Here is a 24,772-nt window from a genome sequence, read left to right on the forward strand (position 1 = left end):
TCCTCTCGCTGTTCAGCGCCGCGTGTCGCGGGTCTCCTCCGGGGAGTGGCCCGTCGGCGCGTCGTTCGTCCGGGCAGCATACGCGGGACCGGGCGGCCGCCAGTCGGCGATGCCGTCGAAGGTCCGCAGCACCAGGCCCGGTCCGAGCCGGGAGACCGCGGACATCAGACGGTCCCGGACGGCGACGGCGGGGGCGGAGGTCAGGGCGACCAGCCGGGTCACCCGGGCGGCCCTGCGGACCACGGACGCGGTGCGGGGCAGCCGGTCGGCGGTGTACGCGGCGAGCCCCGCGCCCGTGTCGTTCCCCGGTGCCAGATGGTGGGCGAGCACGACGGCGTCCTCGATCGCCTGGTTGCCGCCCTGGCCGAGGGTGGGGGCCATGGCGTGCGCGGAGTCTCCGAGGAGGACCGTGCGGCCCCGGTGGTGGGCGGGCAGCGGGTCGGTCATGTGGTGGACGTCGTTGCGCAGGACGTCCTCGGTCCGGGCGGCGGCGACGATGTCCGGGACGGGGGTGTGCCAGTCGCCGAAGCGGCGCAGCAGCTCGGCCCGTTCGTCCTCGGCCCGCTCCCCCGGCGGGGCGACGGCCGCCGCGTACGCGTAGACGCGCCCGTCCTTCAGTGGCTGGGTGCCCCACAGGGCGCCGCGTCCCCAGGTCTCGTGCGGGGCGAAGGGCTCGGGCGGGGCCGGAACGACGAGGCGCCAGGTGGTGATGCCCGCGTACGAGGGTCCGGGGTGGTCCGGGAAGAGCGCCCGGCGCACGCCCGAGTGGATGCCGTCGGCTCCGACGACGAGGTCAGCCTCGACGGTTCCGTCCGGGGTGCCGACGACGGCCCGCCGCCCTCCGGGGGTGCCCGGATCGAGAAGACGGGCGGGGCAGCCGGTGCGCAGGGCGGCGCCGGGGAGTTCGGCGGCGATGCGGTCGACGAGGGTGGCCCGGTGGAGGAGCACGAGCGGGCCGCCGAACCGCTCGGCCGCCGCCGCGCTGTCCGTACGGGACAGCCAGCGCCCGTCCGGCCTGCGCATGCCGCCCTCGCCCTGCCAGGCGGCGAGTGCGCGGACGGGGTCGCCGAGCCCGATGACGTCGAGGGCCCGCTGGCCGTTGGGGGCGAGTCCGATGCCCGCGCCGACGGGCGCCGTCGAGGCCGCGCGTTCCAGGACGGTGACCCGCCATCCGGTGCGGTGGAGCGCCACCGCCGCCGTGAGGCCCCCGATCCCGGCACCGACGACCACCGCGTGCGGCGTGTCCATGGCTTCTCCCCACCCCCCGCAACTACACCTGTAGTGACACCGTCACGTTACTACAGCTGTAGTGACGCCGGTAGGTTGACCCCATGGCCCCACGCACCACCGGCTCCGCCCGTGCCGACCTGATCACCGACGCCGCCCTCGCGCTCCTCGCCGAGCGCGGCATGCGCGGGCTGACCCACCGGGCGGTGGACGAGCGCGCGGGACTCCCCCAGGGGTCGACGTCCAACTACGCCCGCACCCGGCAGTCGCTGCTGGAGGCGACCGTGCGGCGCCTGGCCGAACGCGAGGCGCGGGTGCTGGCCCCGGCCGAACTGCCGCTGCCCGCCGGACCGGCCCCGCAGGAACCCGCGCCCGACGCGCTGATCGACGCGCTGGCCCTGGCGCTGCACCGGTATCTGACCCGCCACCCCGAACTGCTCGTCTGCCGCTACGAACTGGCCCTGGAGGCCACGCGCCGCCCCGGACTGCGGGCGTTCTTCGACGAGACGGGCCGGCAGTTCCGCGAGCCGCTGGTGGCGCTGATGACGGCCGTCGGGTCCCCGGAGCCGGAACGGCACGCCCTGTCCTTGGTGGCCTGGTGCGAGGGGCTGATGTTCTCGTGCGCGGCCGGGTCCTTCCACCGGGAGGTCCCGGGCGAGGCGGAGCTGCGCACCGGCTTCCGTGAGCTGCTGCGCGGCATGCTCGGCGACGGCTGACCGCCCCGCCCGTCGGCTCCCCGTGGCGGCCGGGTCACTCGTGCGGGCCAATCGGGGCGCTCCGGCCCACCCGGCGCCCTGTCCGCCCCCCAGAGTGGATCAGGTGCAACGAACCCGAATCACCGTGAAAATCCTCGTCGGGGTGGCCGTCACGGCGCTCTCCGGCTGTGTGTCCGTGGAGCCCCGGCCGAGCCCGCCCGTGCCCTCGGAGACCGGCCGCCCGGCGCAGGACCTGGCACCGCAGATCGTCCGGCCGCCGGTCCGCGACGCCCTGGAGTCGGTCACCGACCCGAAACCCTCCGCCTCCCGAGCCGCCCCGCGCCGGGCGGCGCCCACGGAGGTGCGGCACGATCCACCGCGCCTGCCCCGGCAGCACCGCACCCGGCCGGTCCGCCCGCTGCCCCGGCGAGTGGCACCCCCCGTTCCCGCCCCGGCGCTCCCCCGGCCGGTCACCGCAGGCGATGTGTGCGCCCTCGGCCGGGGGTACGGCCACTGGCCCGCCGGCAGCCCGCAGTCACGGATCTGCGACGACACCTACGGCCATTAGGACCTGGACCGATGCCGGGCGCCGCGCCCGGGGGGCGTCGCGGGTCAGAATTCTCTCAGCCGCTGCTCCAGACGGCCGATGGCGGCCCGGACGCCACCCCCGTATCCGTCGTCCGTGCGGTCGTCGGCCAGGACGGCCGAGGCCGCGCGGGCCCGGTCCAGATGGAGCCGGGCGGCGGCCGGGTGCTGGAGCTTCATGTAGTCCGCGGCCAGGTTGACGTGGAGCGAGGGGCACAGGGCGCGTGCCGCCGGCGCGTCCCGGTGCGCCGGTGCGCCGGGTGCGGAAAGGGACTCCGCCGCGGTCAGCGCCCGCAGGTCCCAGGCCAGCTCGTCCCCCGGCTCGTCCTGCGTATCGGCCATGAAATGCGCGAGGGTGCACCGCTGCAGCGGCGCGCCGTCCTCGCCGATCTCGTCCCAGAGCGCGCCGAAGCGGTTGCGGGCCTCCTCCCGGTCACCGCCGTGGAGCAGCATGACCGCCTGACCGATCCTGGTCATGACGACGTCCTGCGACGTCTCCTGCCGCTCCGTCACTGCGCTCTCCCTCGCTCCTGTGCACGCCCGCCCGGCCCGGAGCCCGACCGCTCCGGACCGCATCGAAGGAGGTGCCGGCCCCCGGGGGGGGTCCGCCCCCGGGGGCCATCCTCCGCCCGTCACCGCCGGTTCGACGCTAGCCGCCGGTCCGGGCCCGCGCACTCGGGCCGGGCTCAGCCCAGGTCGGGGATCCGCCAGTCGATCGGCGGGTGGCCCTGCGCGGCGACCGCCTCGTTGATCTGCGTGAAGGGACGGGAGCCGAAGAACTTCTTCGCCGACAGCGGCGAGGGGTGGGCGCCCTTCACCACGACGTGGCGCTCCTCGTCGATGAGGGGGAGCTTCTTCTGCGCGTAATTGCCCCAGAGGACGAAGACCGCCGGGTCGGGGCGGGCGGCGACGGCGCGGATGACGGCGTCGGTGACCTTCTCCCAGCCCTTGCCCTTGTGGGAATTGGCCTCACCCGCGCGGACGGTCAGCACGGCGTTGAGCAGGAGCACGCCCTGCTCGGCCCACGGCATCAGATAGCCGTTGTCCGGGACCGGCAGCCCCAGCTCCTCCTTCATCTCCTTGTAGATGTTCCGCAGGGAGGGCGGCGTCTTGACGCCCGGCCGCACGGAGAAGCACAGGCCGTGCCCCTGGCCCTCGCCGTGATAGGGGTCCTGGCCGAGGACGAGGACCTTCACCCGGTCGTAGGGGGTCGCCTCCAGGGCGGCGAACACCTGCTCGCGGGGCGGATACACCGGCCCGTCGGCCCGCTCCTTCTCGACGAATTCGATGAGATCCCTGAAGTAGGGCTTCTCCAGCTCCTCGCCGAGGACACCGCGCCAGGACTCGGGCAGCGGGTAGGTGTCGGTCACGTCAACAACCTCCGGTGAACAATCGGTTCTTGACTCCAGAACCTACCGGGGACCACTGACAACGGGCGCCCGTGCCCCCGGGGCACGGGCGCCCGGGGCGGCTACCAGCTGGCCTTGCGGTACAGCTCCCACATCTGCATGACGGTCTGCGGGTCCAGGGCGCGCTCGCCGCCGCCGATGTCCTCGCCCGCGGCCACGTACAGCTTGCCCTGCCACAGCGGCAGCAGCCGGACGTCGTCCACGAGGATCTTCTGGGCCCGCTCGAACTGCTTGCTGACCGCTCCGCGGTCGCTCTCCTTACGGGACTGGGGCAGCAGCTCGTTGGTGATCTCGGTCTTCACGTACGGCGTGCCCGTGACGCTGTCCTTGCCCACGAACGGGGCGATGAAGTTGTCCGGGTCCGGGAAGTCGGGGAACCAGCCGCGCCCGAAGACCGGGAACTCCCCCTTGGTGAAGCCCTCCTGGAAGGTCTTCCAGGGCTTGCTCTTCAGGGTGATCCGGAACAGACCCGAGGACTCCAGCTGCCGCTTGAGCTCGGCGAACTCGGGAGCGGTCGAGGAACCGTAGCGGTCGGTCGTGTACCAGAAGGTCATGGCGACGGGCTCGGTGATGCCGGCCTTGCGGAGGATCTGCTCGGCCTTGTCCCGGCTCGGGTCGCCGAAGGTGTCGAAGAAGCTGGTCGTGTGGGTGGCGATGCCCTTGGGGACCATGGAGTAGAGCGGCTCGGCGGTGCCCTGGTAGACCTTGGCGACCAGCGCGTCCCGGTCCACCAGCTGGGCTATCGCGCGGCGCACGGCCGGGTTGCCGGCCGCCTTGTCCTGCGGGTTGAAGACCAGGAAGCGGATGTCGGCGCCGACCGTCTCGACGATCTGGAGGTCCTTGTTGGCGTCCTTGTTGTCCTCCAGGCTCACCACGTCCTCGGCGCGCAGACCCCGGTAGATCGCGTCGATCTCGTTCTTCCGGAGCGCCGAGATCACATCACCCGACTCCTTGTAGTACCGGATGGTCACCTGGTCGTTCTTGCGGTCGGCGAAGCCCTTGTAGTCGGGGTTCCTCTTCAGGACCGAGCGGTCGCCCTGCTGGTACGACTCCAGCAGGTACGGACCGGACCCGGTGACCTTGCCGTCGTTGCGGATCTTGTGCTTCCCGTACGCGCTGGGCGCGACCAGCGACATGGCCGGGGTGGCGAGGATGAACGGGAAGGTGGCGTCGGGCTTGGTGAGGTGGAAGACGACGACGTCGTCGCCCTTGGTCTCCACCTGGTCCAGCGAGCCGAGCATGCCGACCGGGCCGCCCTTGACCGCGATCGACCGGATCCGGTCGATGGAGTACTTCACGGCCTCGGCGTCCAGTTTGTCGCCGTTGGAGAACTTCAGACCCTTGCGCAGCTCGCAGCGGTAGGCCGTGCTCGTGTGGTCCGTGAACCTGCAGTTGTCGGCCGCGTCGGGCTCGGGGCTGGTGGCCCCGGTCGGGAAGCTCACCAGGGTCTGGAACACATTGCGCATCAGCTCCCAGGAACCGTCCCAGGCCGCCGCGGGATCGAGTGTGGACGGCTCACTGGTCGTCCCGACGGCCAGTTTCTGTTCCACGTCCGAGCTCCCGCCCGGGAGCAGGCCGCAACCGGCCAGCAACGACAGGGAAGCAAGGGCTGCAGCGGCCTGCAGACTGGCCCGGTAGAACACGTGCACGCTCCTCGATCAGCCATGGGTCGGCAGACCATACCGCAGCGCCCCGCCAGGTCAATCCGCAGGCCCGGCGGGGCACTTGAGTCAATCGGGGCCAAACCGGCCCAGGCCGATATCAGCCGACCCCGGCATTGAGGAAAATGCCGCCGTCGACCACGAGCGTCTGGCCGGTGATCCAGGCGGACTGGCTCGACGTGAGGAAGGCGGCGGCCCCGCCGATGTCCTCCGGGACACCGAGCCGGCCGAGCGGGTAGGCGGCGGCCGCCTCCGCCTCGCGGCCCTCGTACAGCGCCTGCGCGAACCTGGTCTTCACGACGGCCGGGGCGATCGAGTTGACCCGGACGACCGGCGCGAACTCGTGCGCCAGCTGGAGGGTCAGGTTGACCATGGCCGCCTTGCTCATGCCGTACGCGCCGATGAACGGCGAGGCGGAGACGCCCGCGACGGAGGCGATGTTGACGATCGCCCCGCCGTTCTCCTTCTGCCAGGCCTTCCAGGTCTGCTGGGCGAAGCCGAGCGCCGAGACCACGTTCGTCTCGAAGACCTTGCGGGCGACGTTGAGGTCGAGTTCGGCGATGGGGCCGAAGACCGGGTTCGTCCCGGCGTTGTTGACCAGGAAGTCGACCCGGCCGAACGCCTCCATCGTGCGCGCGACGGCCGCCGCCTGGTGCGCCTCGTCGTGCGCCTTGCCGGCCACACCGATGGCCCGGTCCGAGCCCAGTGCCTCGACGGCCTCCTTCAGCGCGTCCTCGTTGCGCCCGGTGAGGCACACCCGGTCGCCGCGGGCGACGAGCGCCTCCGCGATGCCGTAGCCGATGCCCCGGCTCGCCCCGGTGATCAGCGCGACCTTGCCGCTGTCCTGCACAGTCATGATGTCCGTTGCCCTTCGGGTCAGTTGAGCGGTCCGCCGGCGACGTACATGACCTGGCCGGAGACGAAACCGGCGGCGTCGCCGGTGAAGAAGGCGATCGCGTTGGCGATGTCGTCGGGGACGCCGACGCGCTGCACGGGGATCTGGGTGGCGGCGGCCGCCTGGAACTCCTCGAAGCCCATCCCGACGCGGGCCGCCGTCTGGGCGGTCATCTCGGTGACGATGAACCCGGGCGCCACGGCGTTGGCCGTGATGCCGAACTTGCCGAGCTCCTTGGCGAGGGTCTTGGTGAAGCCCTGGAGACCCGCCTTGACGGCGGAGTAGTTGGCCTGGCCGCGGTTGCCGAGGGCCGAGGAGGAGGACAGCGAGACGATACGGCCGAACTTGGCGTCGACCATGTGCTTCTGCACGGCCTTCGCCATCAGGAACGCGCCCTTGAGGTGCACGTTCATCACGATGTCCCAGTCGGACTCGCTCATCTTGAAGAGCAGGTTGTCGCGGAGCACGCCCGCGTTGTTGACGAGGATCGTCGGGGCGCCCAGCTCCTCGGCGACGCGCGCGACGGCGGCTTCCACCTGGGCGCTGTCCGACACGTCGCAGCCGACCGCGAGGGCGCGGCCCCCGGCTGCGGTGATCTTCTCGACGGTGTCCTTGCAGGCCGCCTCGTCGAGGTCGAGGACGGCGACGGCGCGGCCCTCGGCCGCCAGGCGTACCGCGGTGGCGGCACCGATGCCCCGTGCGGCTCCCGTCACGATGGCTACGCGCTGCTCGGTGGTGGACATGCTGCTTCTCCTCGCCCTTGGATCGCGGCTCAGCGGACGTCGGAACGTTCCCGGGAGAACGCGCCCGATAACTGAGCAACCGCTTAGTACCTTCAGCAGACGAGACGCTAGAAGCCCTGGCACCCGGTGTCAACGGCACACGGAGGCAGCGGCGCATGTCACACACCGACGGCGCCGCCCCCTCGTCGTACGGGGGCGGCGCCGTCGGGGCGGATTCAGCGCACCAGCAGATCGAGGAGGCGTTCGACCTCGGCCGCGGGGTCGGCGGTGAGGCCGCTGTGCACCGGGCCGGGCTGGATCACGGTGGAGCGCGGCGCGATCAGCCAGCGGAAGCGCCGGCCCGGTTCGTCACCGGCCGCCTGGCCCGCGTCCGCACCGCCCCGGCAGACACCCTCGACGGCGTGCAGCGCGGCCCGCACCCCGGTCACGTCGGCGCCGGGATCCAGGGCCCGCAGCTTGCCCTCGTCCAGGGCGGTGCGGGCGGCGACGAAGCCCTTGGCCCGGCAGTAGACCACCACACCGGCGTTGAAGAACTCCCCGCGCTCGACGCGCGGCACCACCCGGAGCAGGGCGTACTCGAAGACATCGCGTTCAGTCACGGCCGGGCGCCCTCTTCGCTGGTCCTGTCGTCGTGCCGGGGGGCGAGCCGTTCGGAGATCCAGCCCGGGGCCCGGGACGGCCCGTCGGCGGTGGGCGCGTCCATGATGATCCGCTCGTGAATCGTGCCCGCCCGCGCCAGCAGCGCGTCCACGTACGCCTCCCGGAGCGCGTCGGTCGAGTCGAATCCGGGCTCGTCGGCCAGCCACGCCTCGGGCACGTCCGCGGCGGCCTCGGCGAGCAGGTCCCGCGTGACCAGCGGCGCGAGCTCGGCGGCGGCCGACGCGATGTCCGGCCCGAACGGGGCCAGGGCGTGATCGGACGCGTTGTACGGCTTGGCGGCGGACGCCTTCGCCCCGGGCCAGTTGTGGTGCCAGATCATGGTGGCCCCGTGGTCGATGAGCCACAGGTCCCCGTGCCAGACCAGCATGTTCGGATTGCGCCAGGACCGGTCCACGTTGTTGATCAGCGCGTCGAACCAGACGACCCGCCCCGCCTCCCGCGGATCCACCTGATACGCGAGCGGGTCGAAGCCCAGCGAGCCCGGCAGGAAGTCCATCCCCAGGTTGAGCCCGCCACTGGCCCTCAGCAGCTCCTGCACCTCCTGGTCCGGCTCCGCCAGCCCGATCACCGGATCCAGCTCGATCCGCACCAGCTCCGGCACCCGCAGCCCCAGCCGCCGCCCGAGCTGCCCGCAGATCACCTCCGCGACCAGCGTCTTACGGCCCTGGCCCGCTCCGGTGAATTTCATGACGTACGTCCCGAAATTGTCGGCCTCGACGATCCCGGGCAGCGAGCCGCCCTCACGCAGAGGCGTGACGTAGCGGGTCGCTACGACCTCTTCCAGCACTGTTCCAGGCCACCCATCTCTTCAGCCTTACAATCCACGGACCACATCTCCGGAGTCGGACGGCAGGAATCACGGGTCGACGGCGCCGGGGAGACTTGGGGGAGTTTCGGCCGGCGAGCCGGTCTCGCCGCTCCCCGAGCAGACCGTCGATGGTGCCGCGCCCCTTGCTACCGGCTTCCGGCATGAAGTGAGCATAGTAACCGAGGGTGATCGCCGGGCAGCGCGACCCCACCACCAGAGGCTTCCACGTCCAGCCACGCCGATGGGGCCCGACTGCGACGCGCTGATCAGCTGATGCCCGATGGCGAGGTCACTGGCCGGTTCATCCACGTTTCGCAGATACTTGCTTGGCACCGCATTTCCTGTAAGCAGCGACGATCTCTTCGTTGGTGTTCTCCGGGCCGCTGTCGATGCCGATGTCGGCGGTTCCCGGCTGAGGGTCGGTGGCCACGATTCCTTGCCTGCGCAGGCATTCCGCAGTTTTTACCGCGGCGTCCTCCTCCGGTGACGCCTTGTCCTCGCCCTTGTTGGGCGCGTACTTCCGGCAGATCGCGTTGGCAACCTCGACCTTGGGGTCCTTGCCGCTGCCCGCACCGGCGGCCGCCTTGTCGGAGGAGTTGTCCGGGCCGGGCACGTCGACGCCCTGCTTCTCCATGCACGTGGAGTACTTCAGGAACTTGTCACGCTCGCTCGCGGACATGGTGCCGGAGTCCTGCGAGGAGGTGCCGCACCCGGCCAGACCGAGGACCACGACCGCGGACAGCGCGGCGAGTGAGTGTGTCTTCATGGGCACAGGGTGGAACGCGTCGGGTTTCCGGATGGTCACCGCCCGTGTTAACCGTCGCCCTACCGCTGGTCTGTGGCAATGGGATGATGCGGATTCTGGTGACCGAAGACGAGCGGTTCCTCGCGGATATGGTGGCAGAGGGACTGCGCAAGCAAGCGATGGCGGTCGACGTCGCCTACGACGGAGGCAGCGCGCTCGAACTCCTCGACGTGAACGACTACGACGTGCTCGTTCTGGACCGGGACCTCCCTGGGGTCCACGGCGACGACGTATGTCGCGAGCTGACCCGGCGCGGGGCGGGTGTCCGTATCCTGATGCTGACGGCCTCCGGCACCGTGCACGAACGAGTCGCCGGGCTGGGGCTGGGCGCCGACGACTATCTCCCCAAGCCGTTCTCGTACGAGGAACTCGTCGCGCGGGTCCGGGCGCTGGGCCGACGAGCCGTACCGCCGCTGCCGCCAGTGCTGGAACGCACCGGGATCACCCTGGACACAGGACTGCGCCAGGCCCACCGCGAGGGTCGCTACCTGCCTCTGTCGCTCAAGGAGTACGCCGTACTGGAGGTGCTGATGCGGGCGCGGGGAACGGTTGTCAGCGCCGAGGAACTCCTGGAGAAGGCCTGGGACGCCAACACCGATCCGTTCACCACCGTCGTCAAGGTGACCATGAGCAAGCTACGGGCCAAGCTCGGCGAGCCGCCGGTGATCGTCACTGTCCCGGGCAGCGGGTACCGCCTGTGAAGCACGGCCGCACCGCGCGGCGCACAGCCCTGAAGCTGCGGGGCTCGGTACGGGCCAGGATCACGCTGCTGTACGGCGGGGTCTCGACCGCGATCACCGCGTTCGTCCTGATCGCCGCACTTCGCCTTCAGCAGTACATCGTCGACAAGTCGGTACGAGGCCACCCCTCGGATCCGGGGGCAGGCACCGGCCCCTGTCCGCCGGAACTCCAGGGCACGCGCTGTCCCACCGCGCCCCTCCCCGCCACGCCCACCGCCCAGTCGGGCACGAAGGCAGTGGCGAACGGACGGGAGGGCTTCCACCAGACCCTCGTGGACACCCAGCGGCTCGTCATCCTGTTGGCCATCGCGGTCGTCGCGGTGCTGGCGTTCGCCGTGTGCTGGTGGCTGACCGGGCGGCTGCTGCGGCCCCTGCACCGCGTCACCGCCACGGCGCGCCGGCTTTCGCTCTCGACCCTGCACGAGCGCATCGCCCTGACAGGGCCGAGGGACGAGCTCAAGGACCTGGCCGACACCTTCGACGCCATGCTCGATCGGCTCGAACACGCCGTCGCCGGCCAGCGCCGCTTCGCTGCCAACGTCTCCCATGAACTGCGTACGCCCCTGGCCATTCAGCGAGCGGCCCTGGAGATCGGCCTCGCCGATTCCACGCCCGAACGGGTGGCCCTGATCAGGACCGAGCTGATCCGCACCACCGAGCGCTCGGAGCGTCTCATCGAGGGACTGCTCACCCTCGCGCAGGGCGAACAGGGTCTCGACACACAGGTGCCGGTGGACCTTGCCGCAGTGGCCGAGCAGGTCGTCCACGAGCACCGGGTGTTCGCCGATGCCCGCGACATCACCATCGACGTCGTGAACCGGCCCGTCATCGTCCTCGGCGACGAGGTCATGATCGCCCGGCTGGTCGCCAACCTCGTGCAGAACGCGATCCGTCACAACCACCCCGGGGGCCGGGTCGGTGTCGAAGTGTCGCCCGACCGCGGTGTCACGGTCTCCAACACCGGCCCGCGCGTTCCGCCGGATCACGTCGACGAGCTGTTCGAGCCGTTCCGGAGGCTGCACCGCGACCGCACCGGATCGGACGAGGGCGGGGGTCTCGGCCTCTCCATCGCCGCCGCGATCGTCAATGCACACGGCGGCACGGTCCGGGCCGTCGCGAATCATGGCGGCGGTCTGACGATCACGGTGAACCTGCCGGCGTTGGCCGCCATCAAGCAGGCAACGACTCGTACTGCTCACTGACGGTCCACTCGTGCGCTGAAGTTTTCCGTGACCGGGCCGACATCGGCGAGGCGGTGCATGTCGCCCGCGACGTGCGGGCGACCGCCGAAACCCGAGCACGGTTCTGATTTCGCCCGGTTCGATGTGTCAGGCAGGCAGGCAGGCAGGCAGGCAGGCAACGGATTGCACCGGCCCGGCGCCCGCCTGCGGCTGCCCGCCGTCAAGAGCAGGCCGGAAGGTCCCACACCGCGCATGCACGGTGTGGGACACCCAGCGGTATCGCGTGCGCCCCGGTCCAGTTCGCCCGGGGCTTCCCCGCTACCCTTCGGTCAAGTCGAGGCCAGGGCCTCGGTCGGGGTAAGGCGGGATGCGCGGCGCGCCGGGTAGAGGCCGGCCAGGGCACCGATGGCAAGCGTGGCCAGCGTGGCAACGACGATGGCACCGCCGGGGAGCGCGAACGGCCAGCCCCGGTCTGCGGCGTAGCCGAGGCAGACGGCGAGCCCGATGGCCACTCCGGCCGCGCCGCCGAGGGCCGACAGGGTCACCGACTCGGTGAGGAACTGGATCCTTATCTGGCCTCGGGTCGCGCCCAGCGACCGCCGCAGCCCGATCTCCTGACGCCGCTCCAGGACCGAGATCACCATGATGTTGGCGATGCCGACTCCGCCGGCCAGCATCGCGACCGCGCCGAGCCCCAGGAAGAGGGCATCGAACACGCGGTTCGCGGCCGCCTGCGTGGTGAGGGCGTCCGAGGGGCGGCTGATCCGCACCTCTTCGGGTGCTCCGGGTTGACCGTGAAGCCGAGTACGTCGTACACGGACTGGACGGTCGCATCGGTGGAGCGTTCGTAGAGCGTGGTGGCGTAGCCGTTGAAGCCGATGCTCTCGGCGTACGTCCAGCCGATCATCGCGGAACGGTCGATCTCGGGCGCGAGTTCGACCGTGTCGAGGATGCCGACGACCTGGACCCAGCGACCGGCGAGATAGACGTGTCGCCCGGCGCGGTCGATCCCGAGGCGATCGGCGGCGACCGAGCCAAGGACCACTGCGGGGTAGCGGCCGTTGGCCTCGTTGAGAAACGTGCCGGAGCGCACACTGCCGCTGAGGGCACCGAGCAGGTCGGTCCGGGCGGCCTGGACCGCGATGCCGTTGGTCACGGCCGAGTTGATCCGGTCGTTGCGGCGGACGGTGACGTCCCGGACCAGGCCGACCGAGGACACGCCGGTCACGCCCGGGATGCGGGAGACCCTTCCCTCGGCGCCCCCGGGCAACGTGGAGGTCTGCCCGAGCAGTGAGGTCCCGGGTGAGACGGTCAGCAGGTTCGTGCCGAGTCGGTCGATCTCCTTCATCAGCCCGGCCTTGCTGACAGTGCTGAGCCCCACCAGGCCGACCATGGCCGCGACGCCGATGGCGATGCCGAGCGCGGACAGCACCGCGCGCAACGGCCGCCCCCGCAGCCCGTCCAGGCCGACGACGGCGAAGTCCCTGGCGCGCAGCCGCACCGGTTCCGGTAGCTCGATCATGCCGGTACCCCCGTGTCCACGCGGATCTGACCGTCCCTGATCTCCAGTCGCCGCGGCAGCGCCGCCGCGACGTCCAGGTCGTGCGTGATGACCACGATGGCGGTGCCGTCGCGGTTGAGTTCGGTGAGCAGTTCCAGCACTCCGGCGCCGGCGCCGGAGTCGAGGTTGCCGGTCGGTTCGTCGGCGAGCAGCAGCGGCGGTCTCCCGACGACCGCGCGGGCGATCGCGACCCGCTGCCGCTCGCCTCCGGACAGTTGGTGCGGCAGGTGGTCCTCCCGGGCACCGAGGCCGACGCGTTCCAGTGCGGCGCGGGCCAGTTGTCGGCGCTCGCGGGTCGAAGTGCCGTGGTACAGCGCCCCGAGGGCGACGTTGTCGAGCGCGGTCAGGTGGGCGGTGAGGAAGAACTGCTGGAACACGAAGCCGATCCAGCGAGCCCGTACCGCGGCCAGCCGTTGGTCCGGCAGCCGGGCGACGTCGTGGCCCCTGATGAGGACTCGGCCCGTGGTGGGGGTGTCCAGGGTGCCCATGAGGTTCAGCAGGGTCGACTTGCCCGACCCGGACGGCCCGACAATCGCCACGAGTTCGCCGGCGTGAACGGTGAGTGACGTGCGGCGCAGCGCGCGCACTCGGCCGGGGTGCTCCTTGGTGGCGTCCCGCACCTCAAGAACCGGGGGCTTTCGTCCGTCCGCGGTAAGCACGTCGGTCATGATTTCGGCACCTGCACCCTCGTGCCGGCGGTCAGGGCGCCGGTCACCTGCACCTTGTCGCCGTCGAACGCGCCCAGCCGCACCGGCACGGAGCGGACCTTCCCGACGGCGTCGACGACGTTCACCGAGTAGTCGCCGTCGGCCGACGCCAGCAGCGCGTCGACCGGCACGGTCAGCACGTTCTTCAGTTCGCTGCCGGTGAACCCGACGGTGACGGGGGCGCCGGTCAGGGTGCCCACGTCCGCGGACGTGTGGAGCGTGACGGTGACCCGGAACACGGCATTCTCGGTTCCCGCGCCCGTCCGGGCACCGGACTCGGCGGACGAGGTGGCCACCGTGGAGACGGAACTGACGTACCCGGGCACGGTCTTCCCGCCGGGCAGGGCGATCCGCACAGGCGCGTTCTTCCTGGCGATGCTCTGCTGACTGACCGGCAGGTTCACCGTGACCAGCTTCTGCGTGCCGGTGGCCTCGTACACCGTGCCGCCCGCGCCGCCGCCGAGCGCAGCCCGGAGCGTCTTCACCTGGATCGGGCCCGGCTGGATCACCACGTCGTCAGGGGACAGGACCCCGGTCCGGGCCATCCCCTCAGCCTGCTGGAGATCCCGGACGGCTTGCGCGGTCGCCCGGGTAAACGTCTTGTCCACAGCGAGGCCGTCGCCGTAGCCGAGCGCCACCAGGTTCTTCTCCAGCTCCAGCACGTCGTAACCGTCCGACACGCCCGGCTCCAGGTCCCGCCAGAACGGCATCGAACCGTAGAACAGGGGGACGCGGTGACCGTTCACGCCGTACGCCTGCTGACCACGCCGGATCTCGACGCCGGGCTTCGGCAGCCAGGTGACCCGGCCACCACCGCCTGCCAGCACCGTGTAGCTCCCGGCATTCCCGAGCGTGCCGTCCGCCTCGGTGGTGCCGGCCAGATCGCCGCGGGTTACGGCCGCGGTCGGCAAGGGCGTACCGGTTTCCTCCACCGCTGCTTCGCCGTCGCGCAGCATGTACGCTCCGACGCCCGCGCCGCCGATCGCCAGGACTGCGGTTCCGGCCAACAGCGTGCGCCGCTTCCCACCGCGTTTGCTGCTCTGTGTCGGGGGATTCGCCTCGTTCGCGGGGGGCCCTACGGAAGATTCCAGCACCTCAGCCTCCAGACGGTCCTCATGGGGGACGGGTTGACGGAGATCAGACTGGTCCGGGGCCGGTTTCGGGCTGGTGACCGCACGCGTTAACCCGTGCGTTATTCCGGTCTCGGCCGGCGCGATCCCCGTCGTGCGCGCCGGCCGCGTGGGCGGCTGTCAGCCCCGCAGTGCGACGCGGATTCGGTTCCCGTCGGGATCGGCCGCGAGGAAGGTCGGTCCGAACCCCGCGTCGTGGGGCTCACACAGGATCGTGACGCCCTTGGCCTTCCACTGCTCGAAGACGGCGTGGACCTCGTCGGGCCCGCGGTCCGTGGCCAGGCACACCTCGCTGGTGCGGGGGACGTCCGGTGACAGGTCCTCGAACTTTCCGGACCACACAGCGAGATCGGCACCCGGCCCGAGGTCGAAGGTGATGTATCCCGGAGTCTCGAACGAGGGGCTCATGCCGAGAAGGTCGCCGTAGAAGCGTGCTGCGGCGGGGGCATCGTTCACATAGACGATGGACACGACGGATGTGGTCATGGTTCTTCCTTCTCGCAGGTGGTGGGTACGCATCCGCCAGCCTGACCGGGATATGCGCCGTATCGTGTCTCCATTCCTGAAAGGCTCGGCGCGTGACCCCGGACCGCTTCTTCTCCCTGATGCTGCTCCTGGCGTCGAGGAATGCCGTGACCACACGGGAACTCGCCTCGGCGCTCGGGGTGTCCCTCCGAACCGTCACCCGCGACCTGAACTGGCTCCGCGACGCCGGTCTGCCGGTGATCGCGCAGCGGGGCAGCCTCGGGGGCGTGACGATGCTGCCGGGGTCCGGACTCGACCTGACGCGGCTCACGCCCGGCGAGCGTGATCATCTCTCGCTCACCGGGCTGGACGAGCGACAACGTGCGGAGCTCGGCGGCTCGCTCGAAAGCCGGCGCGCGCTGTCCAAGGTCGCCGCCGCGCGGCCGCGTCGAGTGGACGAGTTGCTGCCGCTCACCGAGGTCGTGCACGTGGACAGCGGTCCCTGGCTCCGGGCGGGAATCGCGGGCACGACTCCGGCATCGCTGATCGGCCCGGTGCGGCGAGGGCGCCGCCTGCGGATCGAGTACACCGGCACACGTGAGTCGTGCTCCCGCGAGCTGGTCGTCGATCCCTACGGACTGCTCGCCAAGGCCGGCGTCTGGTACCTCGTCGCCGACTGCGCCCGGGTGCCACGGATGTACCGGCTCGAACGGATCACCACATGGAAGGAGGTCGGCCGGCCACGGCGGGTCCGCGAGAACCAGACCCTGGCCACCGTCGCCGCGGCGCTCGTCGAGCGGTGGGAACACCAGCACACCATCGAGGTCAGCGCCACCATCGACCGGACCCAGTTCGAGCGGGCGCGACGGATCCTGGGCCAACGGCTCGTGCGGGACGACCGCGAGGATTCCGTCACGGGCCACCGGGTCAGGATCCGCTTCCGGCGCCTGGAGGATGTGCGGACGCTCATGCCGTTCGGGAGCGCCGTCACGGTGCACGGCCCCGCCGAAGCCCGGTCTCATCTCCGCGACCTCGCCACCGACCTCGCCCGCCACTACGCACAGCCGCCAACGCCCTGACCCGGAACACCGGGGCCGCGCGTTCCGCCGTCGTCCCGTTCAGACCGTGTTCGGGCGCTCGTCGCCGGCCGGGGCCGGGGCCGTGGCGTACGGGACCGGTGTCCTTCCGCCGGAGCCGTGGTGCTCCGCGAGCAGCCGCTTGCGGGCGGTGGAGCGGCGGACGGCGACGATGATGACGACGGCGGCGCCGATGGAGATGCCGAGGACGGGCAGCGTGAGAGCCAGGGCCAGTTCGCCGGTGGAGGCGGTGATGGCTCCGGATGCGCCGATGGCGTAGTGCGAGTAGCCGTCGGAGGAGCAGGTGACTTCGTAGGTGCCGGTCTGCCGCACCGTGATGGCGAAGAGGGGATTCCAGGTCGCGTCGCTGGTCACGAAGGCGTCGATTCCGGGTTTGCCCAGGCTGGGGTCGCCGGGGCCGCTGATGCTGCATTTCTGCTCGCCCCCCGGGGAACCGTCCTTGATCCAGATCGACTTGTCGTGGTCGGGGTCGAGGCGGAGGGAGACGGTGCGGCCGTTGGTGAAGGCGTGGTCGGTGTCGACCGCGTTCATGGTGCCGGTGAGCCAGGACGCGCCGATGACGGCGCCCACGGCGGTCAGGGCGACGGCGATGACGGCGGCGACGGCGTACCAGAAACGGGCGGGGCGGAGGTGGTTCGCGGGTATCCGCGGCGGCGCGTAGGGCTGCATCAGCGCATGGTAGACGGGGCGTGGTGCGGTCCGGCCCGTCGGGCGGGGCTGTCGGTGCCCGCGGTGCAGGACGGGGGCGGGCGCGTCGAGTCCTCGTGGGCTGTCCGTGATCAATGTCATGAAAGGCATGACGCATGTCAGCCGGGGTCTCCTGGCCGTTGTCGGCCCCTCGGGCGGCGACGCAGGATCGGCGGCGGCTCGCCCGACCGACCCGATCACGGCAGGTGACACGGTTTGAACCTGGACACCCACCCCGCTGCCCTTCCGGCCCGTGCCCCAGGAGGTACGACCGGAGTCCGGCTCTACACCCGAGGGGGCATCCGTCCCGAGTGGCTGACGAGCGCCGTGCTGCCGGCGGTCAGGATGCTCGACGAGGAGCTGAACGCGCCGGTGCTGTATCTGCGGCGGGGGTGGCTGCACGGGCCGCATGTGGACCTGGTGGCCCGCCCGGCCGGGGGCGAGGGGGGCGCGGTGCTTCCCTGGGACGAGCTGGCACGGAAGCTGGACGCGGGATCGCCGGCGCCGGACGAGCTGCAGAGCGAGGAGGAATACCTCGCCCGCGCACGGGAGTTCGGCCGGCTGGAGCGGGTGGAACCGCCCTATCTGCCGATGCATCCGCACGGACGGATCGAGTGGCTGGACGCGGCCCGGACGGCCACCTGGCCGGAGCCGATGAACGCCCTGTGCGATCTGGTGCTGACCCGGATCAACCGGCCGCTGACGGCGGCGGTCGCCGAGGCCGCGTCGGGGGCGGGGACGCTCTCCGTGCGGGTGGCCGAGGCGATGACCGCGCTGGCCTCGGCCCACCACTCCGGCCTCGCGTTCGGGGTGTTCTCGCTGCGGAGCCACGCGGAGGCGTTCCTCGCCTGGGCGGCGCCCCGCAAGGACGTACGGCCGGTCTTCGCGCAGCGGCTCGCGGGGGACGCGCCGCTGATGCGGTCGCTGGTGCGGCAGGCGCTCGAGGACACCGGCGGTCCGGCGGCGGCGCGGTGGCGCCAGGCGTTCCAGTACGGCATGGGGGTGTTCGACTCGGCCGTCGCGCAGGGGGCGCTCACGCTGCGGACGCTGGAGGAGCGGGAGGGCGGCTTCGACAGGACGACCATGGGGCCGCCCGGTCGGGAGGACGTCAGCGGTCACCGGGGCAGCGACTTCCACACGGCCGTGAACGCGTCCGGGGCGATGGCCGGGACCACCGAGTGGTTCGCCTCGTACCGGCTGCTGATCAATCTGTTCTACCAGCAGCTCCTGCTGCTGGACGTGGCCCCGCTGCACCGTTACTACCTGTGCTACGCCATCGCGGAGACGGTGGACGAGGTGCTGGGCGAGTCCTGGAGCGACCGCCTGTCCCGGGCGGCGGCCGGCCGTGGCGCGGAGACCGTCGCATGAGGCCCCGGTGTACGGGCGAGGACGGCCCGGCCGGTGAGCCGCTGTGGATGCTGCGGGTCAACCCGCTGCCTCGGGTGCGCCTGGCGGACCCCGTGCTGGCCGCGCTGCTGGACGAGGTGTGTGCGGCGGAGAACGAGGTCGAGGCCGCCGCGGCGGAGTGTTCGGCGCAGTTGCACCGGCTGATCGGTGCCACCGCCGACGCCGGGGTGCGCGGGGCGCTGATCGCGCTGCGCCGGGACATCCACAACGACCGCGTGCCGCGCACGGAGGACGATCCGGTGCCGGCGACGGCGCGCTGGCGGGCGGCCAGGCTCGCGCGGGGCGGTCTGCGGGCGGCGCTGGAGTCGGAGTATCCGCAGGCCGCGGACCGGGAGCGGAAGCGGCTGGCGTGGCTCCTCGCGGACGACGACCTCAGGCGTGCGCTGGCCCTGGTCGCGCCGGAGGTGGCCGCGGGCGCCGACCGCTACCGGGCCGCCCTGGACGGCGGGGGGAAGCTCTCCGCCCGGCTGCGCAAGTCGGAGCGCGGACTCGTCCAGTACGTGACCCGGGCGATGATCCGTACGAGTCCGCTGTCCCGGTTCACCGCGGTGGGACTGGCCCTGCCCGGACCCGGGGGCGTCGCGCTCGGCGAGGTGACGCCGATCGGCGCGGTCCCGGTCGTGGGGCTCGACCGGATCATGCTGCACTACGTGCTCGGCGGGCTGCGTCACGAGGCGGCCCAGGACCGGCCGTTGGGCCCCGGGGACTGGGTGCAGCTGCCGCCGACCTCGGAGTTCGGGCCGGGGCGCGGGGAGTTGATGTTCCTGCGGTCCGACGGTGACACGATCCGCAGGCTGTCCGTCCCGGTCGCCGGGGCCGTGCGGCCGCTGGTCGACGCCGTGGCGCTGGGCGCCCGGCAGGTGTCCTCCGTCGCCGCCGAGGTGGCCGCGGCGCTGGGCTGTCCGGCCGGGGACGCGCTGACCGCCGTCCGCAGGGCCGTGGGCGCGGGCATCCTCTGCCTCAGCGACGGCCCGGAGGACGGCGCGCTGCCCTTCCGCACGATGCTGGACCGCCCCGGTCTGCCCGGCGCCCCTCTGCTGGCCGAGGTCAACCGGCTGCTCCCGGAGGTCGGGGCGGCCCCGGCCGGCGAGCGGGCGGATGTGCTCGCCCGGCTCCGCTCGACGCTCGCCGATCTCGCCCACCGCGCCGGCCGGCACGCACAGGTGCTCGTCGAGGAGGACTACGTCGTACCGTCCCCGACGGTGGACACCGCGCCCTGGACCGCCGCCCTGGACGACATGGCGGCGGCGGTGGAACTGCTCTCCGTCTTCGACCGGCTGCACGACATCCGTGCGGTGCTCTCCGCGATCTTCGTGGAGTGGTACGGGGCGGGGGCCGAGGTGCCGCTCGTGGCGCACGCCGAGCGGATCGCCGCCGAGGTGTACCGGCGGGGCGGCGCCCTGGACGGCGACATCCCGCAGGACGGCGGCCCGGCCGACGGTTCGCTGGGCCGGCTGCACGCGCTGCGGCGGGACGTCCTGGCCCGGATGCGCGACCTCCTCGGCTCCGCCGGGCCCGACGCGTCGGAGGCGGTACTGTCCGCGCGGGAGGCCCGCGAGCTGGTCGCCGCGCTGCCGGACCGTTTCCGGCAGGACCCGCTGGCGTACGGGGTGCTCGTGCAGCCCTGGCGGGACCGGCTGGTCCTCAATGACGCGTACGCCGGGCACGGCATGCTCTACGGCCGGTTCCTCGGCGCCGACGAGGAGTTGGGCGGACGGGCGCTGCCGTATCTGGCGGAACGGCTGCGGCGGATCTACGGGGCGGACGGCCGGCGGGTCGCGGAGGACCTCGGGCTGCACCGGCTGAACGTCAACGCGCACGTCCGGGTGCTGCCCGACGGCATCGACGCGGAGGGCTGGGCGTCGCTGCGGCTCGCCCACGACCCGGCGACCGACGCGCTGTGCGTACGCGACGCGGAGGGCCGCGATCTGCGGGTGCTGTCGCTGGGCAGCGGGCACCCCGAGTTCCTGCCGGTCCCGGCGCGGATCGCGGCGTGGCTGGTCAGCGGCGGCCGGCTGATGGAGGACTTCGTCGGCGACTGGCGGGCGACGGCGGGCGGAGCGGACACCGCCACCCGCGGCTGTCCCCGGATCCTGGTGGGCAGGGCGGTGCTGGCCCGGCGGCGCTGGTACGGCGGGGCCGAGTTCGCCGAGGCCGTGTCGGCCGGTCCGGAGGAGACCGACCGCATCCGGGCGCTGGCCCGCTGGCGCGCCCGGCACGGCGTGCCCGCCGAAGTGGTCCTCAAGACACCGCTGGAGGCCACCTACGGCACCGAGGCGCTGGAGGCCGCCGCCGCGGCCGGCTTCGGCGCCGAGGAGCACAGGCAGCGGCAGAAACCGCAGTACACCGATCTGGAGAGCGCCGTGGGCGTACGGGTGCTGCCCCGGCTCATGGACCGGCGGAGCCCCGGCTATCTCGAAGAGGCCCTGCCCGCCGTGGCGGACTCCCGGCACGCGACGGAATGGGTGGTCGAGATCGCCCGGCCCGCCGGCGCCCCCTTCACCTACGGAGGAACGACCGCATGACGATGAGGGCACGGCCGTATCTGCACTATGCACCGGTCTCGGGAGGCGTCTACTTCAGCGGGCCGCACACCCAGTTCGTCATCCTGGGACCCCCGGTGCTGCTCACCGTCGCGGACGTCTGCGTCCCGCTGCTGGAGACGGGCACCACGGAGGACGCGATGGTGGCGGCCCTCGGCTCGGAGCGGGCCCGCCCCGCCGTGCGCAGGCTCACCGACGAACTGCGCGCCCGTGATCTGCTGCTGGACCCGGGGCGGTTCACCGTGCCCGCGCCGGACGCGGAGAGCCGGGAGCGCTTCGGCGAGGCGCTCGCGCATCTGGAGGCGTTCGGCGACGACCCGTACGCGGCGTTCGCCGCGCTGCGCGCCGCCCGGGTCCTGCTGTACGGCCCCTGTTCCGCGGTGCTGCCCGCCGCGCGCGGGCTGGGCCGGGCGGGGGTGGGGCATCTGGTGCTCGCCCCCACCGATCCGGGGGACGCGGTCGCGACCGCCGGGCGGCTGGGAGCCACCCTGCTCACCGACGGCGTGGCCGGGCCGGCCGCCGCGCACGGGGTGGACGCGGTCGTCTGGTGTGCCGAGGGCGCCGGCACCGCCGAGGCCGCGTGCCGGCTCCTCGGACTCCCCGACGGCGTCCCGCTGATCCCCGTGCGGCTCGGCTCCACCGCCCTGGCCGGGCCCGTGGTGACCGACGCGTCCGGCGCGGACACCGCGGACGCCCTCGCGGCCCGCGCCGAGGACTGGGCGGCGGTCCTGGGGACCGGTTCCGCGCCCCGGCCGGGCGCGGACGCGCTGGCGGGGGCGCTGGCCGGACAGCTGGTCTTCGAGACGCTGGCGGGGGTCGGGACTCCGGGCGCCGCACATGTCGTGCACGGCGAGGACCTGTCCGCCGACGGGCTGCGTACGGCGGCGGGCGGCACCGCTTCCGGACCGGCCCCGGCGTCGGCATCGGCGTCGGCCCCGGCGTCGGCGTCGGCATCGGCATCGGCATCGGCATCGGCATCGGCATCGGCAAACGGAAGCGGAAGCGCCGTGGCGGCCGACCCGGCGCTCCAGGAGGTCGTGGCCCCGCTGGCGGCGTCCTGGACCGGACTGTTCGAACTCGCCGAGGGCGGGGATCTGCCGCAGCTGCCGGTGGCCCTGCGCGAGGCCCGGCTGCCCGGCCGCGCGGGGACCGGCGTCGTCGCCTGGGCCGGGAACCAGCAGGGTGCCACCGTCGCGGTCGCCCTCGACGCACTGCGCCGGCAGGCCGGTCCGGACGGCGCGGACGCCGTCGTCGGCGCCGGGACCACCGAGGAGCTGTGGTTGCTGGACGGGGCCCTGCGGCTGCTCACGGAACGCACCGTGCCCAGTGAACGGCCGCTGCCCGCACGGCTGTCGCCGGCCACCGAGGTGGTGCGCCGCGCCCTGGCCGAGGAGCACGGCATCCCGGTGGCGGTCCGTCTTCGGGAGGTTCCCGGGATCGGCTGGACGCTGGCGCGGGCCGTGCACGCGCAGACCGGCGAGGTGTACGGGCAGGGCTGGGGCCCGAGCGCGGACGAGGCCGTCCACGGCTGCCTCGGGACGGCGCTCGCGCTCCGTGTCGCGGACCGGCTGCGGCCCGGCGCCGCCGTCGCGGGCGTGCACACCGGGGCTTTGCGGACGGCGGGACCGGAGGAACTGGCCCGGCTGCGCGCGGAGATCGGGGCCGCTGCCGGGGAGCCGTCGGGGACGCCGCTGCGGTCCGATCCGGTGCTCGGCGCCCTGCCGGTCTTCCACGGACCGGTCTCCCTGCACCCCGCCCGGTCCCCTCACCACCCGTCCGGTCCCGATGTCCCGGCGCACGCCGAGGAGCCCGTCCATGCCCGCTGAGACGACGACGGCCCCCGACCGCGCGAACGCCGGTACGGAGGTGCTGACCGGTCCCGACCTCGTCGGGCCCGCCGCCGGGGAATGGGCGCGGGCGCTGCTCCCGGTGGCCGCCGCCCTGCCCGGCTCGCTCTCCCTCAACCGCGGCTGGAACGCGGAGTGGGAGCGGGCGCGGACGGACGCCGCGTCCGTCGCCGGCCTGCCTCATCTGTCGGTCCGGCTGTTCGGCGGAGAGGTGCTGATCGGCCCCTACTGGGTCCCGGGCGCGGAAGGCGGCTGCGCCGGCTGCGCGGAGCTGCGCTCCCGGGTGGTCGCCGGCCATCCGCTGGCGGCCGAACCTCTGACACCGGTCTCCCGCCCCGCGATGCGCCGCCCCTTCCTCCTGGAGATGCTGGCGCCCGCCCTGCGGAATCTCGGCGAACGGCCGCTGGAGGCAGGCGAGTTGTACGCACTCGGCGGCCCCTCCTCGCGGCGCCATCTGGTACGGCGCAGCGCCCGCTGCCGGGTCTGCGCGACCGGCCCCGACGGGCTCGGCCAGGCTCCCCCGGACCCGCTGCCGCCTCGCCGGATACCCGCCGGCGCGGGCGGTCCGACGCGGGGCGCGGAGGGTGCCGGGCTGCTGGCCCCGGGGCGGCTTCGGGCCCGGACGGTGGACCCCCGCTTCGGTCCGGTCGACCGGGTCGTGCGGGAGGCGCTGCCCCCGTACGCCATGAGCCTGGCCTCCCTGCCGGACTCGCTGGCCATGGGGTTCGCCCGCGCGGGGAGCTTCGCGGACGCGGAGCCGGTCGCCATCCTGGAGGCGTACGAGCGCCTCGGCGGCTTTCCCCACGAGGCAGCTGTCGTCGGTCCGGTCGCCTACCGGGAGGTCGCCGACCGGGCGGTGGATCCGGACACGCTCGGGCAGTACACGGAGCAGCAGCTGGCCCATCCGGGCTGCCGGGTCACGCGGTACACGCCGGACACCCCGATGGACTGGGTGTGGGCCCGGGACCTGCACGGCGGGCCGTCGGCGCTGGTCCCGGCGGAGATCGGCTTCTACCAGTACGACCACCGGTTCCGGCGGGCGTTCGACACGGTGCGCCGCACCGACTCCCGCGAGCGGACCTTCCACTTCCACGACTCCTCCAGCGGCTGCGCCCTGGGCTCGACACCGGAGGAGGCGGTGCTGCACTCGCTGTTCGAACTGGCCGAGCGGGACGCCTTCCTCAACGCCTGGCACCGGGCGGCCCCGCTGCCGTCGGTCACCCTGTCCTCCGTCACCGATCCGGCGTCGCGACGGCTGCTCGACCTCATCGACGCACGCGGATTCGACGTGCATCTGCTGGTGGCGACCGACGACATCGACCTGCCGGTGATCTGGTCGCTCGCGGTGAACCGGGAACACCCCTTCCCCGCCAGTTTCTCCGCCGCCGGCTCCGGCTGCGACCCGGTGTCCGTGGCGCGCACGGCCCTGTGGGAGCTGACGCAGCTGGTGACCGATCCGGTGACCTGGACGCGCGAGGACATCGAGCCGATGTTCGCCGATCCGTGGCGGGTGGACCAGTTGCACGACCATTTGAAGCTGTACTCGCTCCCGGAGGCCCTGCCGCGGGTGACGACGGTGCTCGGCGGTCCCCGGGTCGCGCTGCGGGACGCCTTTCCCGCCTGGCCGCACCGGCTGCGGGAAGCGGCGCGCGGCGATGTCCGCAGGGCGCTCGACTTCACCGCGGGACTCTTCGCGGCGGCCGGTCTGGAACGGGTGCTGACGGTGGATCAGTCCACGGTCGAGCACCGGGATCTGGGGCTCGCGGTGGCCAAGGCGGTCGTGCCCGGCATCACGCCGATGTGCTTCGGCCAGCCCCAGCAGAGGCTGTCCGGTCTGCCCCGGCTGACGGCCGCGGTCGCGCGCGGCCCGGCCGGCAACCGTACGGCGCCCTACGACCCCCATCCGTTCCCGTGACCCC

Annotated in this window: 22 protein-coding genes and 1 pseudogene; 9 read left to right on the forward strand and 14 right to left on the reverse strand. The window is 72.7% G+C overall.

Annotated features, from left to right (window positions below; genetic code table 11):
- Positions 1 to 12: 12 nt before the first annotated feature.
- Complete coding sequence (locus ACFVDM_RS13525; protein ID WP_383637591.1) at positions 13 to 1,248, reverse strand: FAD-dependent monooxygenase; 1,236 nt, start codon at positions 1,246 to 1,248, stop codon at positions 13 to 15.
- Positions 1,249 to 1,331: 83 nt separating this feature from the next.
- Here ACFVDM_RS13525 and ACFVDM_RS13530 point away from each other — a divergent pair, with 83 nt between their 5' ends.
- Both ACFVDM_RS13530 and ACFVDM_RS13535 read left to right on the forward strand, forming a co-directional pair.
- Positions 1,332 to 1,943, forward strand: a complete 612-nt coding sequence (locus ACFVDM_RS13530) for a TetR/AcrR family transcriptional regulator (protein ID WP_383637594.1) — start codon at positions 1,332 to 1,334, stop codon at positions 1,941 to 1,943.
- Positions 1,944 to 2,046: 103 nt separating this feature from the next.
- Positions 2,047 to 2,490: a hypothetical protein gene (locus tag ACFVDM_RS13535; RefSeq protein WP_383637597.1), complete on the forward strand. Its 444-nt coding sequence runs from the start codon at positions 2,047 to 2,049 to the stop codon at positions 2,488 to 2,490.
- A gap of 44 nt (positions 2,491 to 2,534) precedes the next feature.
- Here ACFVDM_RS13535 and ACFVDM_RS13540 read toward each other — a convergent pair whose 3' ends face one another.
- From ACFVDM_RS13540 to ACFVDM_RS13575, 8 genes are all read right to left on the reverse strand, one after another.
- Positions 2,535 to 3,020, reverse strand: a complete 486-nt coding sequence (locus ACFVDM_RS13540; RefSeq protein WP_383637600.1) for a hypothetical protein — start codon at positions 3,018 to 3,020, stop codon at positions 2,535 to 2,537.
- A gap of 173 nt (positions 3,021 to 3,193) precedes the next feature.
- The gene (locus ACFVDM_RS13545; protein WP_383637603.1) at positions 3,194 to 3,877 is read right to left on the reverse strand and encodes a uracil-DNA glycosylase; all 684 of its coding nucleotides are present in this window, start codon (positions 3,875 to 3,877) and stop codon (positions 3,194 to 3,196) included.
- Between the two features lie 101 nt (positions 3,878 to 3,978).
- A complete protein-coding gene (locus tag ACFVDM_RS13550) occupies positions 3,979 to 5,559 on the reverse strand; it encodes an ABC transporter substrate-binding protein (RefSeq protein WP_383637605.1) in 1,581 nt (526 codons plus the stop codon).
- 118 nt (positions 5,560 to 5,677) lie between these two features.
- Positions 5,678 to 6,433 carry an SDR family oxidoreductase gene (locus ACFVDM_RS13555; RefSeq protein ID WP_383637609.1) on the reverse strand — a complete coding sequence of 252 codons (756 nt, stop codon included), beginning with the start codon at positions 6,431 to 6,433 and terminating at the stop codon, positions 5,678 to 5,680.
- Positions 6,434 to 6,453: 20 nt separating this feature from the next.
- Positions 6,454 to 7,215, reverse strand: a complete 762-nt coding sequence (fabG, locus tag ACFVDM_RS13560; RefSeq protein WP_383637613.1) for a 3-oxoacyl-ACP reductase FabG — start codon at positions 7,213 to 7,215, stop codon at positions 6,454 to 6,456.
- A 215-nt stretch (positions 7,216 to 7,430) separates the two neighbouring features.
- Positions 7,431 to 7,814: a DUF3037 domain-containing protein gene (locus ACFVDM_RS13565; RefSeq protein WP_383637617.1), complete on the reverse strand. Its 384-nt coding sequence runs from the start codon at positions 7,812 to 7,814 to the stop codon at positions 7,431 to 7,433.
- Complete coding sequence (locus ACFVDM_RS13570; RefSeq protein WP_383637620.1) at positions 7,811 to 8,662, reverse strand: HipA family kinase; 852 nt, start codon at positions 8,660 to 8,662, stop codon at positions 7,811 to 7,813. Before ACFVDM_RS13570 ends, ACFVDM_RS13565 begins: the two co-directional genes overlap by 4 nt.
- Positions 8,663 to 8,984: 322 nt before the next feature.
- Positions 8,985 to 9,449 (reverse strand): hypothetical protein, encoded by a 465-nt coding sequence (locus ACFVDM_RS13575; protein WP_383637623.1) that lies wholly within the window; start codon positions 9,447 to 9,449, stop codon positions 8,985 to 8,987.
- Positions 9,450 to 9,535: 86 nt separating this feature from the next.
- Here ACFVDM_RS13575 and ACFVDM_RS13580 point away from each other — a divergent pair, with 86 nt between their 5' ends.
- Positions 9,536 to 10,189 carry a response regulator transcription factor gene (locus ACFVDM_RS13580; RefSeq protein ID WP_383637626.1) on the forward strand — a complete coding sequence of 218 codons (654 nt, stop codon included), beginning with the start codon at positions 9,536 to 9,538 and terminating at the stop codon, positions 10,187 to 10,189.
- A complete protein-coding gene (locus tag ACFVDM_RS13585) occupies positions 10,186 to 11,430 on the forward strand; it encodes a sensor histidine kinase (protein WP_383637629.1) in 1,245 nt (414 codons plus the stop codon). Before ACFVDM_RS13580 ends, ACFVDM_RS13585 begins: the two co-directional genes overlap by 4 nt.
- Positions 11,431 to 11,738: 308 nt before the next feature.
- Here ACFVDM_RS13585 and ACFVDM_RS13590 read toward each other — a convergent pair.
- The 4 genes and pseudogenes from ACFVDM_RS13590 to ACFVDM_RS13605 form a co-directional block, all read right to left on the reverse strand.
- A pseudogene (locus ACFVDM_RS13590) lies at positions 11,739 to 12,931 on the reverse strand (ABC transporter permease).
- Positions 12,928 to 13,638 (reverse strand): ABC transporter ATP-binding protein, encoded by a 711-nt coding sequence (locus ACFVDM_RS13595; RefSeq protein WP_383637632.1) that lies wholly within the window; start codon positions 13,636 to 13,638, stop codon positions 12,928 to 12,930. The pseudogene ACFVDM_RS13590 and the gene ACFVDM_RS13595 overlap by 4 nt, the downstream one beginning before the upstream one ends.
- A complete protein-coding gene (locus ACFVDM_RS13600; RefSeq protein WP_383637635.1) occupies positions 13,635 to 14,684 on the reverse strand; it encodes a peptidoglycan-binding protein in 1,050 nt (349 codons plus the stop codon). The genes ACFVDM_RS13595 and ACFVDM_RS13600 overlap by 4 nt, the downstream gene beginning before the upstream one ends.
- Before the next feature lie 243 nt (positions 14,685 to 14,927).
- Positions 14,928 to 15,293: a VOC family protein gene (locus ACFVDM_RS13605; protein ID WP_383637638.1), complete on the reverse strand. Its 366-nt coding sequence runs from the start codon at positions 15,291 to 15,293 to the stop codon at positions 14,928 to 14,930.
- 92 nt (positions 15,294 to 15,385) lie between these two features.
- Here ACFVDM_RS13605 and ACFVDM_RS13610 point away from each other — a divergent pair, with 92 nt between their 5' ends.
- Positions 15,386 to 16,351 carry a helix-turn-helix transcriptional regulator gene (locus ACFVDM_RS13610; protein WP_383637641.1) on the forward strand — a complete coding sequence of 322 codons (966 nt, stop codon included), beginning with the start codon at positions 15,386 to 15,388 and terminating at the stop codon, positions 16,349 to 16,351.
- Positions 16,352 to 16,390: 39 nt separating this feature from the next.
- On the opposite strand, the gene ACFVDM_RS13615 is transcribed toward ACFVDM_RS13610, so the two are convergent.
- Positions 16,391 to 17,038 (reverse strand): hypothetical protein, encoded by a 648-nt coding sequence (locus ACFVDM_RS13615; protein WP_383637644.1) that lies wholly within the window; start codon positions 17,036 to 17,038, stop codon positions 16,391 to 16,393.
- A 234-nt stretch (positions 17,039 to 17,272) separates the two neighbouring features.
- Between ACFVDM_RS13615 and ACFVDM_RS13620 the strand changes: the two genes are divergently transcribed.
- The 4 genes from ACFVDM_RS13620 to ACFVDM_RS13635 are packed head-to-tail and all read left to right on the forward strand — an operon-like array spanning position 17,273 to position 24,768.
- Positions 17,273 to 18,424 carry a hypothetical protein gene (locus tag ACFVDM_RS13620; RefSeq protein WP_383637647.1) on the forward strand — a complete coding sequence of 384 codons (1,152 nt, stop codon included), beginning with the start codon at positions 17,273 to 17,275 and terminating at the stop codon, positions 18,422 to 18,424.
- Positions 18,421 to 20,988 carry a hypothetical protein gene (locus tag ACFVDM_RS13625; RefSeq protein WP_383637650.1) on the forward strand — a complete coding sequence of 856 codons (2,568 nt, stop codon included), beginning with the start codon at positions 18,421 to 18,423 and terminating at the stop codon, positions 20,986 to 20,988. Before ACFVDM_RS13620 ends, ACFVDM_RS13625 begins: the two co-directional genes overlap by 4 nt.
- A complete protein-coding gene (locus ACFVDM_RS13630; protein ID WP_383637652.1) occupies positions 20,985 to 22,832 on the forward strand; it encodes a hypothetical protein in 1,848 nt (615 codons plus the stop codon). Before ACFVDM_RS13625 ends, ACFVDM_RS13630 begins: the two co-directional genes overlap by 4 nt.
- Positions 22,822 to 24,768, forward strand: coding sequence for a TOMM precursor leader peptide-binding protein (locus ACFVDM_RS13635; protein ID WP_383637655.1), 1,947 nt, complete (start codon positions 22,822 to 22,824; stop codon positions 24,766 to 24,768). Before ACFVDM_RS13630 ends, ACFVDM_RS13635 begins: the two co-directional genes overlap by 11 nt.
- Positions 24,769 to 24,772: the final 4 nt, after the last annotated feature.

Origin of the sequence: Streptomyces sp. NPDC057682, assembly GCF_042799575.1 — a bacterium.
Classification (GTDB): Bacteria; Actinomycetota; Actinomycetes; order Streptomycetales; family Streptomycetaceae; genus Streptomyces.

Bases quoted from the DNA above. Each gene is read 5' to 3' on its own strand.
- ACFVDM_RS13635 (WP_383637655.1), top strand. From the start codon at position 22,822: ATGCCCGCTGAGACGACGACGGCCCCCGACCGCGCGAACGCCGGTACG.
- ACFVDM_RS13630 (WP_383637652.1), top strand. From the start codon at position 20,985: ATGACGATGAGGGCACGGCCGTATCTGCACTATGCACCGGTCTCGGGA.
- ACFVDM_RS13530 (WP_383637594.1), top strand. From the start codon at position 1,332: ATGGCCCCACGCACCACCGGCTCCGCCCGTGCCGACCTGATCACCGAC.
- ACFVDM_RS13525 (WP_383637591.1), bottom strand. From the start codon at position 1,248: ATGGACACGCCGCACGCGGTGGTCGTCGGTGCCGGGATCGGGGGCCTC.
- ACFVDM_RS13555 (WP_383637609.1), bottom strand. From the start codon at position 6,433: ATGACTGTGCAGGACAGCGGCAAGGTCGCGCTGATCACCGGGGCGAGC.
- ACFVDM_RS13575 (WP_383637623.1), bottom strand. From the start codon at position 9,449: ATGAAGACACACTCACTCGCCGCGCTGTCCGCGGTCGTGGTCCTCGGT.
- fabG (WP_383637613.1), bottom strand. From the start codon at position 7,215: ATGTCCACCACCGAGCAGCGCGTAGCCATCGTGACGGGAGCCGCACGG.
- ACFVDM_RS13615 (WP_383637644.1), bottom strand. From the start codon at position 17,038: ATGCAGCCCTACGCGCCGCCGCGGATACCCGCGAACCACCTCCGCCCC.
- ACFVDM_RS13580 (WP_383637626.1), top strand. From the start codon at position 9,536: ATGCGGATTCTGGTGACCGAAGACGAGCGGTTCCTCGCGGATATGGTG.
- ACFVDM_RS13605 (WP_383637638.1), bottom strand. From the start codon at position 15,293: ATGACCACATCCGTCGTGTCCATCGTCTATGTGAACGATGCCCCCGCC.
- ACFVDM_RS13595 (WP_383637632.1), bottom strand. From the start codon at position 13,638: ATGACCGACGTGCTTACCGCGGACGGACGAAAGCCCCCGGTTCTTGAG.
- ACFVDM_RS13625 (WP_383637650.1), top strand. From the start codon at position 18,421: ATGAGGCCCCGGTGTACGGGCGAGGACGGCCCGGCCGGTGAGCCGCTG.